The sequence below is a fragment of the Denitrificimonas caeni genome (assembly GCF_905120345.1).
Taxonomy (GTDB): Bacteria; Pseudomonadota; Gammaproteobacteria; order Pseudomonadales; family Pseudomonadaceae; genus Denitrificimonas; species Denitrificimonas caeni_A.
In genome coordinates this window covers 664,106-681,072 of sequence record NZ_CAJHOA010000001.1, presented here as the reverse complement: position 1 = coordinate 681,072, position 16,967 = coordinate 664,106, and the positions used below count along the sequence as shown (strand labels likewise).

Genomic DNA, 16,967 nt, shown 5'->3' with positions numbered 1-16,967 from the left:
GCGTCACTGATTGTTGCGCGGTCAGTGGTTAATCCTGTAATGATGCTGCTCAGTACTCGATAAAACTAGGGGTGAAGTATGGCGCGTATTGCGTTTATTGGTTTAGGTGCGATGGGATATCCCATGGCTGGGCATTTGGCAAGTAAGGGGCATGAGGTCGTTGTCTATAATCGCACTCTAGCAACAGCTCAGCGCTGGCAGCAAGAGTACCCCGGAGAGGTGGCGCAAACACCTGCACACGCCGCATTAAATGCCGAGTTTGTGATGTGTTGTGTCGGCAATGATGATGATTTACGTGCAGTGACACTCGGTACTGATGGTGCTTTTATCTCGATGTCTGCAGGCAGTGTGTTTATCGATCACACCACAGCATCTGCACAAGTTGCAAAGCAGTTAGCCGCTGAGGCAAAGGTACGTGGCTTTGCTTTTTTAGATGCACCGGTGTCGGGTGGTCAAGCTGGTGCGCAAAATGGTGTATTAACCATTATGGTTGGTGGTGAGCAGCATGTGTATGAGCGCGTCGAGCCCATTTTGCAGTGTTATGCGCGTATGCAGCGCTTAATGGGAGAAGCGGGGAGTGGTCAATTGACCAAAATGGTTAACCAGATTTGCATTGGTGGGTTATTGCAGGGTTTATCTGAAGCGCTGCACTTTGCGCAAAGCGCAGGCTTGGATGCAGAAGCAGCGATGCAAGTGATTAGTAAGGGGGCGGCACAGTCATGGCAGCTGGAAAATCGTCATCAAACGATGCTAGCAGGTGAGTTTGATTTTGGTTTTGCTGTTGAGTGGATGCGCAAAGACTTTGCTATCGTCTTTGATGAAGCGCGACGCAATGGTGCATCCTTACCGGTGACTGCGTTGGTTGATCAGTTCTATGCTGATGTTGAGGCAATGGGTGGCGCGCGTTGGGATACCTCTAGCCTTATTGCACGATTAAAAGTGAATACATGATGAGCGTTGATAGCATGGTTGTCACAGCTCTGATGAAAAAGCGAGTGGTGCGCTAGTGGAATGTCGGGTGGGTTGTGGTGCCTGCTGTATTGCGCCGTCTATCCATACGCCAATGCCCAATATGCCGCAGGGTAAAAAAGCCGGTGAGCGCTGCTTTAATTTAAATGCAGAAAATTTATGTGACTTGTTTGGGCGGCCTGAGCGACCGGCATTCTGCGGGGTATTTCAGGCAGAAGTAAGTGTCTGTGGTTCGAATCAGGCTGATGCTATTCGTTTGCTAGGCTGGTTGGAGAATGCCACGGCAATAGCACGCTAAATCGTTCTGCCGATAGCATACAAAAAAGGCTGCTCATCACTGGGCAGCCTTTTTTTTGCACCTAAGACAAAATTAACGCTTGTCTAGTGGCGCGTAGTCGCGTTTGTCGTAGCCAGTGTAGAGCTGACGAGGGCGGCTGATTTTGTATGGACTGGAAAGCATTTCAGTCCAATGTGAAATCCAGCCAACAGTACGTGACAGAGCAAAAATTACAGTGAACATACTGGTTGGAATGCCGATTGCTTTCAGGATAATGCCTGAGTAGAAGTCGACGTTCGGGTACAGGTTACGCTCTTTGAAGTACGGATCGTTCAGTGCGTACTCTTCAAGTTTCATCGCTAAATCAAGCTTAGGATCATTAATGCCTAACTCTGCGAGTACTTCGTCGCACGTTTGTTTCATTACTTGCGCGCGAGGGTCGAAGTTTTTGTAAACACGGTGACCAAAGCCCATCAGTTTGAATGGGTCATTTTTGTCTTTCGCTTTAGCAATAAACTTCTCGATGTTGGATGAATCACCAATTTCATCAAGCATAGTCAGAACGGCTTCGTTAGCACCGCCGTGCGCAGGACCCCAAAGAGCAGCAATGCCTGACGCAATACATGCAAATGGGTTGGCGCCAGTGGAGCCGGCTAGACGTACGGTTGATGTTGAGGCATTTTGCTCGTGGTCAGCATGTAGAATGAAAATACGATCCATTGCTTTAACCAGAGACGGGCTGAAGCGCTTAATTTCTGCTGGCGTGTTAAACATCATGTGCAAGAAGTTCTCAGCGTAGCTGAGATCGTTGCGTGGATACATGATGGGCTGACCGATTGAATACTTGTAGGCCATCGCAGCAATGGTTGGCATTTTGGCAATTAAACGGTGTGCAGAAATCTCACGGTGTTTTGGATTGTTGTTGTCCAAAGAGTCGTGATAGAACGCAGATAATGCACCAACGATACCGCACATGATTGCCATTGGATGGGCGTCACGACGAAAACCATTGAGGAATGATTTCAGTTGCTCGTTAACCATCGTGTGTTTGCTGATGGTGTCAACGAACTCTTTCTTCTGTTCCGCAGTCGGTAGCTCACCGTGCAGTAACAAGTAGCAGGTCTCTAAGTAGTCAGACTTGGCTGCCAGTTGCTCAATTGGGTAGCCGCGGTGCAACAAAATACCTTTATCACCGTCAATATAAGTGATTTTTGACTCACATGCCGCTGTCGACATAAAGCCTGGGTCATAAGTGAAAAGATCGCTTGCAATCAGATTACGTACGTCAACTACATCAGGACCAATAGTACCGGTCAGTATTGGCAGCTCTACGGGGGCTTTGCCCTCGATGATTAACTGCGCTTTTTTGTCAGCCATTGTGGCCTCCTAGTTATGCTTGGAATCATCACGGCCCCCCACGCAGGGCCCGCGATATAATAGTGAGATAACAGCTAATGTCAATTTGTACTGCTTCTTACAGTGCAATCTTTGAAAGAACAATTATCTCGATCTAAAAATTTCACGTATAGATATTTACGCTAAATGTCAAAGGCGAGCAATGCGCATTTAGGCGAATGCATTTGCGTTGTCATTTTAGTGTTTTTTGCACTATACTCGGTTGCTGACCGACAGAGGCTTTTGCCTTGCTGACGGTCGTCACTCCGATGGTGACGGGTACTTCTTGTAAGTGCCTTCCCGACAACTCGCCCTGCAGTTTAGGGCTCTCTAAGTGTGAATACGCCGTGAATAGCCAACGACCTGTAAACCTAGATCTTAGGACTATAAAACTCCCAAATACTGCCATTTCTTCCATTTTGCACAGAATTACAGGTGTTATCCTGTTTGTAGGTATTGCTGTGCTGCTCTATGGACTCGATAAATCGCTTGTCTCAGAGCAAGGGTTTGCCGAAGTGAAAGAGTGCTTGACCAGTCCGCTGGCCAAATTTGTTGTTTGGGGTCTTCTCTCTGGACTGATGTACCACTTAACAGCTGGTATCCGCCATTTGATTATGGATTTGGATATCGGTGTATCGCTGGAAAGCGGTAAGTTAGGTGCTAATTTAGTCTTTATTATTTCAGCCATACTGATTGTATTGATGGGAGTCTGGATATGGTAACTAACGTAACGAACTTCTCTCGATCTGGTCTGTATGACTGGATGGCTCAGCGAGTAACAGCTGTGGTATTGGCTGCTTACTCCCTGTTCCTGTTGGGTTATATTTTAGCAAACCCGGGAATGGGCTATGCCGAGTGGCAAGGGCTGTTTGCAAACAGCTGGATGCGCATCTTTAGTTTAATGAGCCTAGTCGCACTAAGCGCACATGCTTGGATCGGACTGTGGTCTGTTACTACTGACTATCTAACGCCCATGACATTAGGCAAATGGGCAACAGGTGTTCGATTTTTAGTCCAAGCACTGTGCGGCGTAATTATGTTCGTACTGTTCGTCTGGGGCGTACAGATTCTGTGGGGAATTTGATTCATGGCCAGTATTCGTACAATTTCTTATGATGCCATTATTATTGGTGGCGGCGGCGCGGGTATGCGTGCGTCACTGCAGTTAGCTCAAGGTGGACATAAAACAGCCGTAGTAACTAAAGTGTTTCCTACGCGCTCGCACACTGTGTCTGCTCAAGGTGGTATTACCTGCGCAATCGCTTCAGATGATCCGAATGATGATTGGCGTTGGCACATGTACGATACCGTTAAAGGTTCCGACTATATCGGTGACCAAGACGCTATCGAATACATGTGTTCTGTAGGCCCAGAAGCTGTTTATGAGCTTGAGCATATGGGTTTGCCGTTCTCACGTACTGAGAAAGGTCGTATTTATCAGCGTCCATTCGGCGGTCAGTCGAAAGACTATGGTCGTGGTGGTCAGGCTGCACGTACCTGTGCCGCCGCTGACCGTACCGGTCATGCGCTGTTGCACACTCTGTATCAAGCCAACTTAAAGCATGGCACTACGTTCTTAAATGAATGGTATGCCGTTGACTTGGTCAAAAACGAAGACGGCGCAGTGGTTGGTGTTATTGCCATCTGCATTGAAACCGGTGAAGTTGTGCATATCCGTGCTAAAGCCGTTGTTTTGGCGACCGGTGGTGCAGGACGTATCTTTGCATCAACCACTAACGCACTGATTAACACTGGTGACGGTGTGGGTATGGCGTTACGTGCTGGTGTGCCTGTGCAAGATATGGAAATGTGGCAGTTCCACCCGACCGGTATTGCTGGCGCGGGTACCTTGGTAACTGAAGGTTGCCGTGGTGAAGGTGGCTACTTAATCAATAAGCATGGCGAGCGTTTCATGGAGCGTTATGCGCCGAACGCTAAAGACCTTGCTGGACGTGATGTTGTTGCACGTTCTATGGTTAAAGAGATTTTAGCGGGTAACGGTTGTGGCCCGAATGGCGACCACGTACTGCTGAAACTTGACCACCTTGGTGAGGAAGTTCTGCACAGTCGTCTACCTGGTATTTGTGAGCTGTCGATTACCTTTGCTCACGTTGACCCAGTGGTTGCGCCGATTCCAGTTGTACCAACCTGTCACTACATGATGGGTGGTATTGCCACTAACATTCATGGTCAAGCCATTGCGCAAGATGCAGAAGGTAACGATAACATCGTTGAAGGTCTGTTTGCTGTAGGTGAAGTGACCTCTGTGTCTGTACACGGTGCGAACCGTCTGGGTGGTAACTCACTGCTTGACTTAGTGGTATTTGGTCGTGCAGCAGGTATCTATCTTGAGAAGAGCCTGCGTGACGGTGTTGAAGCGCGTCCTGCTAGCGAGAGTGATATTGAGAGATCTCTTGCGCGTCTAGCTGCACTCAACGAGCGCACTACAGGCGAAGACGTTGCTCCTTTGCGTAAAGAACTGCAAAACTGCATGCAGAACTACTTTGGTGTATTCCGTACTGGCGAATACATGAAAAAAGGTATTGCTGAGCTTGCGACATTAGGTGAGCGCATCAAAAATGTGAAAATCAACGACAAGAGCAATGCATTTAACACTGCGCGTATTGAAGCTCTTGAGTTGCAAAACCTCTTTGAAGTGGCAGAAGCAACTGCGATTGCTGCAGAAGCTCGTACTGAGTCGCGCGGAGCACACGCTCGTGAAGACTACGAAAGCCGTGATGACGAAAACTGGTTGTGCCACAGCATGTATTTCCCGGCCACTAAAACTGTCGGCAAACGTGCAGTGAACTTCACACTTTCAGCTGCAGTTGAAAAAGATGCTGAACACTTCATACCTCAAGAACGTAAATATTAAGGGTTATTACGATGACGTTGCCTAAAATATTGCAAGTAAGCGTTTACCGCTACAACCCAGATGTTAACTCTGCGCCTTTCATGCAGGACTTCAATGTAGACATTGATGGCAAAGACATGATGGTGCTCGACGTTCTCGCTCTGATTAAAGAGCAGGATGAGAGTATGTCGTATCGTCGCTCATGCCGTGAAGGTGTGTGTGGTTCTGACGGTATGAACATTGCTGGTAAAAACGGCTTAGCTTGTATTACACCATTATCGACTGTAGTCAAAAATGGTAAATTGGTTATACGACCATTGCCTGGTTTGCCAATTATTCGTGACCTCGCTGTAGATATGAGCATCTTCTACAAGCAGTACGAAAAAGTTCAGCCATACTTGCAAAACGATACGCCTGCGCCAGGGATCGAGCGCTTGCAGTCGCCAGCTGATCGTGAAAAATTAGATGGGTTGTATGAGTGCATTTTATGCGCATGCTGCTCAACTGGTTGTCCGTCATTTTGGTGGAACCCTGATAAGTTCTTAGGCCCAGCAGCGTTGCTGCAAGCCTATCGTTTCTTAGCAGATACTCGTGACACTCAGACGCAAGAGCGTTTGGCGCGTCTCGATGACCCGTTCAGCGTATTCCGTTGCCATAATATTATGAACTGTGTCAACGTTTGTCCGAAAGGCCTTAACCCAACACGGGCGATTGGTCATATTCGTGAGATGTTGTTGCAAAGTGGTACTTAATTCATAACAATTAATGTTGTGAATTCTTTAGCCACTTATATGAGTACCTTCATATAAGTGGCTTTAAACGAAGAATTGCTTACAAAGCTTTCTTCAAAACGCAATTGACGACCAGCAGGGGCATCCGGGCTGGTACCCGGACTATCTGCGGGAATCGTAGTGGCTTTACCCAAGTCGCTGTTTGTGACTTAAGGCCATTAAGTTTCCATGCCGGTAGCGTCCCCCTTATCAAGGGTGACCTAGCATGCAAGAAAGCGTAATGCAGCGCATGTGGAGCAGCGCCCACCTATCCGGTGGAAATGCTGCCTATGTGGAAGAGCTATATGAACTCTACCTGCACGATCCGAACTCAGTATCGGAAGAGTGGCGTACTTATTTTCAAAAACTGCCTGCCGATGGTGGTTTAAGTACTGATGTGTCGCACTCTACAGTTCGTGATCAATTTGTCTTATTGGCGAAAAACCAAAGACGAGCTCAGCCAGTTTCTGCTGGCAGCATCAGCACTGAACATGAGAAAAAGCAAGTTGAGGTGCTCCGTTTAATCCAAGCCTATCGTATGCGTGGCCATCAAGCCTCACAGCTTGACCCGTTAGGGTTATGGGTACGCCCGATGCAGGCTGACTTGACTGTACAACATTACGGTTTAACCGATGCTGATCTCGATAGCGTGTTTCGTACTGGCGATTTAAATATCGGCAAAGAAGAAGCCACGTTACGTGAGATTCAGCAGGCATTGCAAGATACATATTGCCGCACTATAGGTGCTGAGTTTACCCATATCGTTGATTCAGAGCAGCGCCGTTGGTTCCAGCAGCGTCTGGAAAGCGTGCGCAGTCGTCCAGGTTTCTCAGCAGAAGTTCGTACGCATATTCTTGAGCGTTTGACTGCCGGTGAAGGTCTGGAAAAATACTTGGGCACTAAATACCCCGGTACTAAGCGCTTTGGTCTTGAAGGTGGCGAAAGTCTGATTCCATTAATGGATGAGATTATTCAGCGTTCAGGTTCGTACGGTGCCAAAGAAATTGTTGTAGGTATGGCACACCGTGGACGTCTTAACGTTCTAGTGAATACCTACGGTAAAAATCCTCGTGATTTATTTGATGAGTTTGATGGTAAACGTGTTGAGGGTTTAGCCTCAGGTGACGTTAAGTACCACCAAGGTTTTTCATCTAACGTCATGACTCCAGGTGGCGAAGTTCACTTGGCACTAAGCTTTAACCCATCGCACCTTGAGATCGTATCTCCAGTTGTTGAAGGATCTGTGCGCGCTCGTCAAGACCGCCGTAATGATCCCGATGGCGATAAAGTTGTTCCAGTGACTATCCATGGTGACTCTGCATTTGCAGGGCAGGGCGTAGTGCTGGAAACTTTCCAAATGTCACAAACCCGTGGTTTCAAAACGGGCGGTACCATTCGCGTTGTAATCAACAACCAAGTGGGCTTCACCACTAGCAAGCCTGAAGATACGCGTTCAACTGAATACGCAACTGATGTTGCGAAAATGATTCAGGCGCCTATTTTACACGTCAACGGTGATGATCCAGAAGCTGTGTTGTTTGTGACTCAACTCGCGATTGATTACCGTATGCAGTTTAAGCGAGACATCGTTATTGACTTGGTTTGTTACCGTCGTCGCGGTCATAACGAAGCGGATGAGCCGAGCGGTACTCAGCCATTAATGTATCAGTTGATCAGCAAGCAGCGCACAACACGTGAACTGTATGCTGATTCATTGGTTCAAGATGGCGTGCAAACGGTTGAGCAAGTTCAGGCGTTAAGTGATGAATATCGTACCGCGCTCGACAACGGTTTACACGTTGTACAAAGCTTAGTTAAAGAGCCGAACAAAGAGTTGTTTGTTGATTGGCGTCCGTATCTAGGTCATAAGTGGACTCCGCGCTTTGATACCCGCTTTGATCTGAAAACCTTGCAAGAACTTGCGCTTAAGTTACAAGAAACGCCGGATGGCTTTGTTGTACAGCGTCAAGTGGCTAAGATTCTTGAAGATCGCCAAAAAATGGCTGCCGGTGGCTTACCAATTAACTGGGGCTTTGCAGAAACAACTGCCTATGCCACTTTGTTATTTGAAGGCTATCCGATTCGTTTCACCGGTCAAGACGTGGGTCGCGGTACCTTCTCGCACCGTCATGCTACTTTGCACAATCAGAAAGATGGTGAAACTTATATTGGTTTGCAAAACCTTTATAAAGATCAGCCTCGCTTTGACTTGTATGACTCCTTCCTCTCCGAAGAAGCAGTTTTAGCATTCGAATACGGCTATGCCAGCACCATGCCTAATGCATTGGTGATCTGGGAAGCGCAGTTTGGTGACTTCGCCAACGGTGCACAGGTTGTAATTGACCAGTTTATTACCAGTGGTGAAACCAAGTGGGGCCGTTTATCTGGCTTAACGATGTTATTACCGCATGGTTACGAAGGACAAGGTCCAGAGCACTCATCGGCTCGTTTAGAGCGCTACTTGCAATTGTGTGCTGAGCACAACATTCAAGTATGTGTGCCGACTACGCCAGCACAGGTTTACCATATGCTGCGTCGTCAAGCGGTGCGTCCATTGCGTAAACCTTTGATCGCTTTAACACCGAAATCTTTGCTACGTCACAAGTTGGCTATCTCAACCTTGGAAGACTTAGCGGAAGGCACATTCCAGAATGTTATTGGTGAAATCGATACGTTGGATGCGGATAAAGTTGATCGTGTGGTGATGTGTAGCGGTAAGGTTTACTACGATTTGTTAGAAAAACGTCGTAATGAAGGCCTGGATAACATAGCGGTTGTACGTATTGAGCAACTGTATCCATTCCCTGAAGATGATTTAGGTGAAGAGCTGGCTAAATACAAAAACCTGAAGCACATTGTTTGGTGTCAAGAAGAGCCAATGAACCAAGGTGCTTGGTATTGCAGTCAGCACCATATGCATCGTGTCGCTCAGACCAATAAGCCAGGTATTCAGTTGCAGTACGCCGGTCGTATTGCCTCTGCCTCACCTGCGTGTGGTTATGCATCAATGCATGCCGAGCAACAAGAGCAATTGTTGCAAGAAGCCTTTACCGTTTAACTCAGCGAGAAAGCCGCACTGTCGATCAGTGCGGCTTTTACGTAACAACCGAATTTATAGGAACAGATTACTATGGCTATTGAAATTAAAGCCCCTGCATTTCCCGAGTCGATCGCTGATGGCACCGTTGCGACATGGCACAAACAAGTGGGTGACGCGGTTAAGCGTGATGAGCTGATCGTTGATATCGAAACTGACAAAGTTGTTATGGAAGTTTTAGCAGAAGCCGATGGCGTACTGACTGAAATCGTAGCGAACGAAGGCGACACTGTATTAAGTGCGCAGTTATTAGGCCGTTTAGACACTGAAGCAGTTGCTTCAGCACCCGCACCTGCAGCGGCTGCTGCAGCAGTAAGCGCAGCTGCTCCTACTGCAGCTGGCGATGACGCTATTTTGTCACCTGCGGCACGTAAAATTGCTGCAGAAAACGCACTGAACCCTGCTGCTATCCCAGGTACAGGTAAAGATGGTCGCGTAACTAAAGAGGATGCGGTTGCAGCAGTGGCTAACAAACCAGCCGCAGCTGCACCTAAGGCAGCTGCTCCTGCGGCAGAAGCACCATTGTTCGCAGCGGGTGATCGCGTTGAAAAACGTGTTCCTATGACGCGATTGCGTACTAAAGTTGCTGAGCGTTTAGTTGAAGCACAATCATCTATGGCGATGTTGACTACGTTTAACGAAGTCAATATGAAGCCAATTATGGAGTTACGTAACAAGTACAAAGACTTGTTTGAAAAGACCCATAACGGTGTGCGTTTAGGCTTTATGTCTTTCTTCGTTAAAGCAGCGGTTGAAGCACTGAAGCGCCAACCTGGTGTGAACTCTTCTATTGATGGTAAAGATATTGTTTACCACGGCTACCAAGATATCGGTGTTGCTGTATCAAGCGACCGTGGTCTAGTTGTACCGGTATTGCGTAACGCAGAGTTTATGAGCCTTGCAGAAATTGAAGGCGGCATTGCTAACTACGGTCGTAAAGCTAAAGACGGTAAACTAACTTTAGAAGAAATGACCGGCGGTACCTTCACTATTTCTAACGGTGGTGTATTCGGTTCTTTATTATCAACGCCAATCGTTAACCCACCACAAACAGCTATTTTGGGTATGCACAAAATCCAAGAGCGGCCAATGGCGGTAGATGGCGAAGTAGTGATTTTACCAATGATGTATTTGGCACTATCCTATGATCACCGTTTAATTGATGGCAAAGAAGCTGTGACTTTCCTTGTCACCATGAAAAACTTGTTAGAAGACCCAGCTCGTTTGTTGCTGGATATCTGATAATTCTGCAGCCGCTTATTTGTTAAGCGGCTGCAGTGCGTGGCTCTATGCCGCATAACGAGGAAATCTCATGAGTCAGAAATTTGATGTAATTGTCATTGGTGCCGGTCCTGGCGGCTACGTTGCGGCGATTAAAGCAGCGCAACTCGGTATGAAAACTGCCTGTATCGAAAAGTATCAAGACAAAGACGGCAAAATGGCATTGGGCGGTACCTGCTTGAACGTAGGTTGCATCCCTTCTAAAGCCTTGCTTGATAGCTCATGGAAATACCATGAAGCGACAGAAGGTTTTGCTGTACACGGTATTTCGGTAAAAGATGTTGCGATGGATGTTCCTGCAATGATCGGCCGTAAAGCTAATATCGTAAAAAACCTGACTGGCGGTATCGCTGGCTTATTTAAAGCCAACGGCGTGACCAGCATTGAAGGCCACGGTAAGTTACTGGCGAACAAACAGGTTGAAGTGACGGCTGCTGACGGCACAGTACAAGTGTACGAAGCTGAAAACGTTATTATTGCAGCGGGTTCACAGCCGATTGATATCCCACCTGCACCCGTTGATCAAGACGTTATTGTTGATTCAACCGGCGCATTAGAATTCCAATCAGTACCGAAAAGACTTGGCGTGATTGGCGCGGGTGTGATTGGTCTTGAGCTGGGTTCTGTATGGGCACGGTTAGGCGCTGAAGTGACTGTTATTGAAGCACAAGATAAGTTCTTGTCGACTGTTGATGAACAAGTCGCTAAAGAAGCATTGAAGATTTTTGCTAAACAAAAATTAGATATTCGTTTGGGCGCGCGCTTAACTGCGACTGACGTTAAAAACGGCGAAGTAACCGTTAGCTTTACGGATGCGCAAGGCGAGCAGCAAATGACTTTTGATAAGTTAATTGTTGCGGTTGGCCGTCGTCCAGTGACGACTAACGTACTCTCAGCTGACAGTGGCGTGACCTTGGATGAGCGTGGTTTTATCTACGTTGATGATATCTGTGCAACCAGCGCACCTGGCGTTTATGCTATTGGTGACGTGGTTCGTGGCCCTATGCTGGCGCATAAAGCGTCAGAAGAAGGCATCATGGTTGTTGAGCGTATTGCGGGTAAGAAAAACCAAGTTAACTACGATCTGATCCCTGGTGTTATCTACACTCACCCTGAAATTGCTGGTGTTGGTAAAACCGAACAGCAGTTGAAAGGTGACGGTGTTTCGATCAATGTTGGTGTGTTCCCATTTGCAGCGAGTGGCCGTGCCATGGCAGCGAATGATACCGCAGGCTTTGTGAAAATCATTGCTGATGCAGCCACAGATCGCGTACTCGGTGTACACGTGATTGGCCCAAGTGCTGCTGAGTTAGTGCAGCAGGGTGCCATTGCGATGGAGTTTGGTTCAAGTTCTGAAGATTTAGCGTTGATGGTGTTCTCACACCCAACCTTATCTGAAGCACTCCACGAAGCGGCGCTCGCCGTCAGTGGGCAAGCGATTCATATCGCTAACCGCAAAAAACGTTGATCAACAAACCGCCCCTTTTAAGGGGCGGTTTTGTATCTACCTTATATAAATAAATCTGCAATTATTTGGGTTTGCGAGCTGATTAAACACTTCAATAGCCGCTACACTCTATGCTCTAGGTAGATCACGCATTATCTAACATTAATGGTAGGGCCTTATGAATCTTCATGAATACCAAGCGAAACAGTTGTTTGCTGAATATGGTTTGCCAGTTTCGACTGGATTTGCTGTGGAAACAGCTGAAGCTGCTGCACAAGCCTGTCACGATATCGGTGGTGAGCGTTGGGTTGTTAAAGCTCAAGTGCATGCAGGCGGACGTGGTAAGGCCGGTGGCGTTAAGTTAGTGACTAGCCCTGAGGATGCTCATGATTTTGCTGCGCAGTGGCTAGGTAAACGCTTAGTTACCTACCAAACCGATGCGAATGGCCAGCCCGTCAGCCGTATTCTGGTTGAAGCCTGCACTGACTTTGTTAAAGAACTATATTTAGGCGCAGTGGTGGATCGTTCTTCACGTCGAGTTGTATTTATGGCTTCGACTGAAGGTGGGGTCGATATTGAAAAAGTAGCTAATGAGACGCCTGAAAAGATTTTGCGGGTGACAATTGATCCGACCATCGGCGCGCAGCCATTCCAAGGCCGTTATTTAGCTTATAAATTAGGCTTGCAAGATGATCAAGTTAAGCAGTTTACAAATATTTTCTTGAGTTTAGCCACACTCTTTGTTGAGCATGATGTGGCTCTACTCGAAGTGAATCCGTTAGTGATTAGAACCGACGGCCATCTGCATTGTTTAGATGCCAAAATTACTATTGATAGCAATGCTTTGTATCGTCAGCCTAAGTTGCGTGCGATGCGAGATCCTGGGCAAGATGATCCACGTGAAGCGCATGCAGCAGAATTTGAGCTGAACTATGTTGCTTTAGATGGCGATATCGGCTGCATGGTTAATGGCGCAGGCTTAGCCATGGGTACCATGGATATCGTGAACCATCATGGTGGTAAACCAGCAAACTTTCTTGATGTTGGCGGCGGCGCCACCAAAGAGCGCGTATCCGAAGCCTTTAAAATTATTCTTTCAGACAGCAATGTTAAAGCCGTTTTCATTAATATTTTTGGCGGTATTGTGCGCTGCGATATGATTGCTGAAGGCGTGATTGGCGCAGTTAAAGAGGTAGGAGTGAAAGTCCCAGTGGTGGTGCGCTTAGAAGGTAATAATGCAGCGCTTGGTAGCAAAGTACTCGCTGAAAGTGGACTGAATATTATTGCTGCTAGCAGTTTAAGTGACGCAGCAATCCGAGTGGTTGCAGCCGCCCGAGGAGAGCAGGAATGAGCATTTTAATTAACAAAGAGACTAAAGTGATTTGCCAAGGTTTTACTGGTGCGCAAGGTACTTTCCACTCTGAGCAAGCCATCGCCTATGGTACAAAGATGGTGGGAGGGGTGACACCGGGCAAGGGTGGAACTATGCATCTAGGCTTACCGGTATTTAATACTGTGCTTGAAGCTGTTGAAGCTACTGCTGCTGATGCATCAGTGATTTATGTGCCAGCACCTTTTTGTAAAGACTCCATTTTAGAAGCCGCTTTTGCCGGAGTTAAATTGATCATCTGTATCACCGAAGGCATTCCGACTTTAGATATGCTGGATGTGAAAGTTAAATGCGATGAGTTGGGTGTGCGTTTAATTGGTCCAAACTGTCCAGGCGTGATTACCCCAGGTGAATGCAAAATTGGTATTCAACCGGGCTTTATTCATATGCCAGGTAAAGTAGGTATTGTTTCCCGCTCAGGTACGCTCACCTATGAAGCTGTCAAACAGACCACCGATGCCGGTTTTGGTCAGTCCACCTGTGTTGGTATTGGTGGTGATCCAATCCCTGGCAGCAGTTTTATTGATATTCTGAAAATGTTTCAAGCCGATCCACAAACTGAAGCCATTGTTATGATTGGCGAGATTGGTGGGAGCGCTGAAGAAGAGGCTGCTTCTTTTATTAAAGCGCATGTGACTAAGCCGGTGGTTGCGTATATCGCAGGAGTGACTGCACCAGAGGGCAAACGTATGGGCCATGCTGGTGCGATTATTTCTGGCGGCAAAGGTACCGCAGACGAGAAGTTTGCCGCCCTACAGGATGCAGGGGTGAAAACCGTGCGTTCATTGGCTGACATTGGTACTGCATTGGCTGAGATCACAGGCTGGAAACATAAGTAAATTTTATGAGGTTTGAAAAGCCACCTTACGGTGGCTTTTTTATTGAGTAAGTGCTTGATGATTTATAGTTTTGATTAATGCAGTTTCTTGATAGCTGCCATTCAAGCGTAACCATTAAATTGTTTCTTGCAAAAATAGGCCATGTTAATAAAACTCACTGATGGAACGTGTTTTAGAGACGACACGAATTGCAGTGGCATCGCAGCGCTAGAATTGAATACGACTGGAAACGTTTCTTGCAGTCGTAGTCGCAGGTGAATAGGCATGCTTTAATAGTTGAATTAAATATCAAGTCAAGGCAATAGCATCACTTGATAGCAGGCGGTATACACTCGCACACGCTACTGCTCGAGGCGTTCTGTAATATAAAGTAATTGAATTAAGTTGGTGTGCGATAAACAATGAAAATTGACCTGATGACTGTGACTGACAACGATGTAACATGCGCGACTTGCAAGGCGAATTGTTGTCGCTTAGAGGTTATGCTTATTACGGATACAGGTGTGCCGGAAAGGTATGTTGAGTTCGATGCTTGGGGCGGTATGAGCATGGCCCGCTTAGATGACGGCTGGTGTGCAGCTTTGGACCGATCGACGATGCTCTGTAGTATTTATGATAAACGTCCGTGGATCTGCCGTGAGTTTGAAATGGGCGGTTATGAATGCCTCTCTGAAAGAAGCGAGTTCTAAGATCAGAGAAGCGCTTGCTGCAAATTAGAGTTGTGTAAGAATTGATAAAAAAAATAGAGTTTGCTTCGTTCCATATTGATGTCGTTTCGCAACTTGACCTCAACGCACTACTGCAAAATATCATTTATAAAGCCACTATAGTTGATAAAAGAGACCTATATGGAATTAAGTACTTGGTTGGTTTATATAAGTGTTATTAGTGTATTGATCTGTAGTCCAGGCCCTTCTGCTGTATTGTGTATGTCTAATGGTTTGCAGTACGGTAACAAAAAGACTATTCCAACCATTCTTGGAGGAGCAATTGCTGCTCTGCTACTGATGACAATTTCAGCGGTTGGGCTTGGGGCTGTTTTAGTTGCCTCTGAAACACTGTTTTTTTTAATAAAAATTATTGGTGCGCTTTATTTGGTTTATTTAGGCTGGACTGCTTGGCAAAACACTAATGTTAAGTTGGTCGGTACGGCAGTTAATAAGCGTACATTAGTAAACTATTCGTTTTTCTCCTTATTTCAAAAAGGATTCATGGTCGGTATTAGTAACCCTAAAGATTTATTGTTCTTTATCGCGTTATTTCCGAGCTTTATGAGTGCCGACTTACCACAGATTCAGCAGTATGTAGTGCTGGCGTGTACTTGGTTTGTCATCGACTGTACGTCGATGTTTATGTATGCAAGACTTGGGTCAAAAATTAGCCCTTGGCTTGCTGAAACCAATAGAATGAACTTAGTGAACCGTTCTGTAGGTAGTCTCTTTATTGTTTTAGGAAGTGCGTTAGCGATCTCTACAGGTATCAGTAAAAAAATATAAAAATCACTTAATCAAACCCTTATCACAGGTAAAGGTAGACGCAATGATAGCTGTTATTTTCGAGGTGTTTCCTGCCGAAGGAAAAGCAAAAGAGTATTTAGATATAGCTGCTGAGCTAAAACCGCAATTAGAAAAAATTGATGGCTTCATTTCGATAGAGCGGTTTTCGAGTCTTGCGCATGAAGAAAAAATATTATCTCTTTCGTTTTGGCGTGATGAAGAAGCCATTAGCGAATGGAGAAACTTAGAAACGCATCGTCTTGCACAAGAAAAAGGGCGAGACGGGGTGTTTAGTAATTACCGTTTAAGAGTTGCAAGCGTTAATCGTGATTACGGGATGGAGAGCCGAGAGCAAGCTCCGTCTGATAGTTTGGACATTCATGGCTAATCTAACAGTCGATAACGTTACTCTAATTTATATCTGTAGGTAGGGTGTTAAGAGTCTACAAATCCAACACAACCCCCCACACTACAGACTAAATTGTCTGGAATACGTCCTAATATTTTCCAGTCTGGAGCTTAAGCGTGTTTTATAAGGTTTGCGATGAGTAATCAATGGTGTCTTTCACCCGTGTCTGTTGCTCGATAGTGGTGCAGTGCGCGATAACAGTCCAGTGACCGGTATCAGTCGCAGTGCGCGTTTTCTCAATCAACGGATCATGGTCGGGACGCAGGGATATTGCGCCTCCGAGGATCAAGCCTAAGAAGGAGAAGAGAAAACCCAGAGCGATAAATGTAAACATCGGACTTGAACGCGTCATGACCGGGCCAATGCTGACTAGAATTGCTGCGATTAATAAACCGAGCACCAAGCCCCCTATACCAAGCACTGTATGCGATTTGACTAAGGTTCGGGCGATACCCTTGCTCTCGGGTTCAATTTTTCGAGCCATATTCGGGTCGTAGGGCTGCACAATACGAATCTGATTGCGCGGTAATTCAGCGTTATCGACCAGTAACTGCGCTGCGCGATCAGCCGACTCTTGGCTGTTATATTGCGCGCTAACTTTGTGAGGAAATTTTTCCCCTAGTAATACATCATGCTCAGACATTCCATGTACCTCATATCGTTGATAACTACAGCATCTGGATAGACGCATCTGTGTGTATCAATAGTATAGACACGCTAAAATGTGCTGAGTTCAAACTCTG

General features: G+C 46.4%; 16 protein-coding genes. 14 read left to right on the top strand and 2 right to left on the bottom strand.

The features are described 5' to 3' along the window. Positions 1-78: 78 nt before the first annotated feature. Together JYJ62_RS03125 and JYJ62_RS03120 are read left to right on the top strand one after the other, a co-directional pair. Entirely contained in the window at positions 79-951 is an 873-nt protein-coding gene (locus JYJ62_RS03125; protein WP_205340715.1) for an NAD(P)-dependent oxidoreductase, read from the top strand. A gap of 55 nt (positions 952-1,006) precedes the next feature. Next, positions 1,007-1,267: a YkgJ family cysteine cluster protein gene (locus JYJ62_RS03120; protein WP_205340714.1), complete on the top strand. Its 261-nt coding sequence runs from the start codon at positions 1,007-1,009 to the stop codon at positions 1,265-1,267. Between the two features lie 72 nt (positions 1,268-1,339). Here the strand turns inward: JYJ62_RS03120 and gltA are convergent, their stop codons facing one another. Then, positions 1,340-2,623, bottom strand: a complete 1,284-nt coding sequence (gene gltA / locus JYJ62_RS03115; protein ID WP_205340713.1) for a citrate synthase — start codon at positions 2,621-2,623, stop codon at positions 1,340-1,342. 365 nt (positions 2,624-2,988) lie between these two features. Here gltA and sdhC point away from each other — a divergent pair, with 365 nt between their 5' ends. The 12 genes from sdhC (at position 2,989) to JYJ62_RS03055 (ending at position 16,203) form a co-directional block, all read left to right on the top strand. Next, a complete protein-coding gene (sdhC, locus tag JYJ62_RS03110; RefSeq protein WP_205340712.1) occupies positions 2,989-3,363 on the top strand; it encodes a succinate dehydrogenase, cytochrome b556 subunit in 375 nt (124 codons plus the stop codon). Beyond that, positions 3,357-3,725: a succinate dehydrogenase, hydrophobic membrane anchor protein gene (sdhD, locus tag JYJ62_RS03105; protein WP_205340711.1), complete on the top strand. Its 369-nt coding sequence runs from the start codon at positions 3,357-3,359 to the stop codon at positions 3,723-3,725. The genes sdhC and sdhD overlap by 7 nt, the downstream gene beginning before the upstream one ends. Positions 3,726-3,728: 3 nt before the next feature. Beyond that, positions 3,729-5,516 (top strand): succinate dehydrogenase flavoprotein subunit, encoded by a 1,788-nt coding sequence (sdhA, locus tag JYJ62_RS03100; protein WP_205340710.1) that lies wholly within the window; start codon positions 3,729-3,731, stop codon positions 5,514-5,516. A 26-nt stretch (positions 5,517-5,542) separates the two neighbouring features. Further along, on the top strand, positions 5,543-6,247 hold the full coding sequence (locus tag JYJ62_RS03095) for a succinate dehydrogenase iron-sulfur subunit (RefSeq protein WP_205340841.1): 705 nt from the start codon (positions 5,543-5,545) through the stop codon (positions 6,245-6,247). Between the two features lie 244 nt (positions 6,248-6,491). After that, positions 6,492-9,323: a 2-oxoglutarate dehydrogenase E1 component gene (locus JYJ62_RS03090; RefSeq protein ID WP_205340709.1), complete on the top strand. Its 2,832-nt coding sequence runs from the start codon at positions 6,492-6,494 to the stop codon at positions 9,321-9,323. Between the two features lie 72 nt (positions 9,324-9,395). After that, complete coding sequence (sucB, locus tag JYJ62_RS03085; protein ID WP_205340708.1) at positions 9,396-10,604, top strand: dihydrolipoyllysine-residue succinyltransferase; 1,209 nt, start codon at positions 9,396-9,398, stop codon at positions 10,602-10,604. A gap of 70 nt (positions 10,605-10,674) precedes the next feature. Beyond that, entirely contained in the window at positions 10,675-12,111 is a 1,437-nt protein-coding gene (lpdA, locus tag JYJ62_RS03080; RefSeq protein ID WP_205340707.1) for a dihydrolipoyl dehydrogenase, read from the top strand. Positions 12,112-12,268: 157 nt separating this feature from the next. Next, positions 12,269-13,441, top strand: coding sequence for an ADP-forming succinate--CoA ligase subunit beta (gene sucC, locus JYJ62_RS03075; protein ID WP_205340706.1), 1,173 nt, complete (start codon positions 12,269-12,271; stop codon positions 13,439-13,441). Next, positions 13,438-14,319: a succinate--CoA ligase subunit alpha gene (gene sucD / locus JYJ62_RS03070; protein WP_205340705.1), complete on the top strand. Its 882-nt coding sequence runs from the start codon at positions 13,438-13,440 to the stop codon at positions 14,317-14,319. Before sucC ends, sucD begins: the two co-directional genes overlap by 4 nt. Positions 14,320-14,720: 401 nt before the next feature. Beyond that, positions 14,721-15,008, top strand: a complete 288-nt coding sequence (locus JYJ62_RS03065) for a YkgJ family cysteine cluster protein (RefSeq protein ID WP_205340704.1) — start codon at positions 14,721-14,723, stop codon at positions 15,006-15,008. 159 nt (positions 15,009-15,167) lie between these two features. Further along, positions 15,168-15,815, top strand: coding sequence for a LysE family translocator (locus tag JYJ62_RS03060; RefSeq protein WP_205340703.1), 648 nt, complete (start codon positions 15,168-15,170; stop codon positions 15,813-15,815). Between the two features lie 43 nt (positions 15,816-15,858). Then, on the top strand, positions 15,859-16,203 hold the full coding sequence (locus tag JYJ62_RS03055; protein WP_205340702.1) for an antibiotic biosynthesis monooxygenase family protein: 345 nt from the start codon (positions 15,859-15,861) through the stop codon (positions 16,201-16,203). A gap of 142 nt (positions 16,204-16,345) precedes the next feature. Here JYJ62_RS03055 and JYJ62_RS03050 read toward each other — a convergent pair whose 3' ends face one another. Beyond that, positions 16,346-16,867, bottom strand: coding sequence for a hypothetical protein (locus JYJ62_RS03050; RefSeq protein ID WP_205340701.1), 522 nt, complete (start codon positions 16,865-16,867; stop codon positions 16,346-16,348). Positions 16,868-16,967: the final 100 nt, after the last annotated feature.

Bases quoted from the DNA above. Each gene is read 5' to 3' on its own strand.
- JYJ62_RS03125 (WP_205340715.1), top strand. From the start codon at position 79: ATGGCGCGTATTGCGTTTATTGGTTTAGGTGCGATGGGATATCCCATG.
- gltA (WP_205340713.1), bottom strand. From the start codon at position 2,623: ATGGCTGACAAAAAAGCGCAGTTAATCATCGAGGGCAAAGCCCCCGTA.
- sdhD (WP_205340711.1), top strand. From the start codon at position 3,357: ATGGTAACTAACGTAACGAACTTCTCTCGATCTGGTCTGTATGACTGG.
- sdhA (WP_205340710.1), top strand. From the start codon at position 3,729: ATGGCCAGTATTCGTACAATTTCTTATGATGCCATTATTATTGGTGGC.
- JYJ62_RS03090 (WP_205340709.1), top strand. From the start codon at position 6,492: ATGCAAGAAAGCGTAATGCAGCGCATGTGGAGCAGCGCCCACCTATCC.
- sucB (WP_205340708.1), top strand. From the start codon at position 9,396: ATGGCTATTGAAATTAAAGCCCCTGCATTTCCCGAGTCGATCGCTGAT.
- lpdA (WP_205340707.1), top strand. From the start codon at position 10,675: ATGAGTCAGAAATTTGATGTAATTGTCATTGGTGCCGGTCCTGGCGGC.
- sucC (WP_205340706.1), top strand. From the start codon at position 12,269: ATGAATCTTCATGAATACCAAGCGAAACAGTTGTTTGCTGAATATGGT.
- sucD (WP_205340705.1), top strand. From the start codon at position 13,438: ATGAGCATTTTAATTAACAAAGAGACTAAAGTGATTTGCCAAGGTTTT.
- JYJ62_RS03065 (WP_205340704.1), top strand. From the start codon at position 14,721: ATGAAAATTGACCTGATGACTGTGACTGACAACGATGTAACATGCGCG.
- JYJ62_RS03060 (WP_205340703.1), top strand. From the start codon at position 15,168: ATGGAATTAAGTACTTGGTTGGTTTATATAAGTGTTATTAGTGTATTG.
- JYJ62_RS03055 (WP_205340702.1), top strand. From the start codon at position 15,859: ATGATAGCTGTTATTTTCGAGGTGTTTCCTGCCGAAGGAAAAGCAAAA.
- JYJ62_RS03050 (WP_205340701.1), bottom strand. From the start codon at position 16,867: ATGTCTGAGCATGATGTATTACTAGGGGAAAAATTTCCTCACAAAGTT.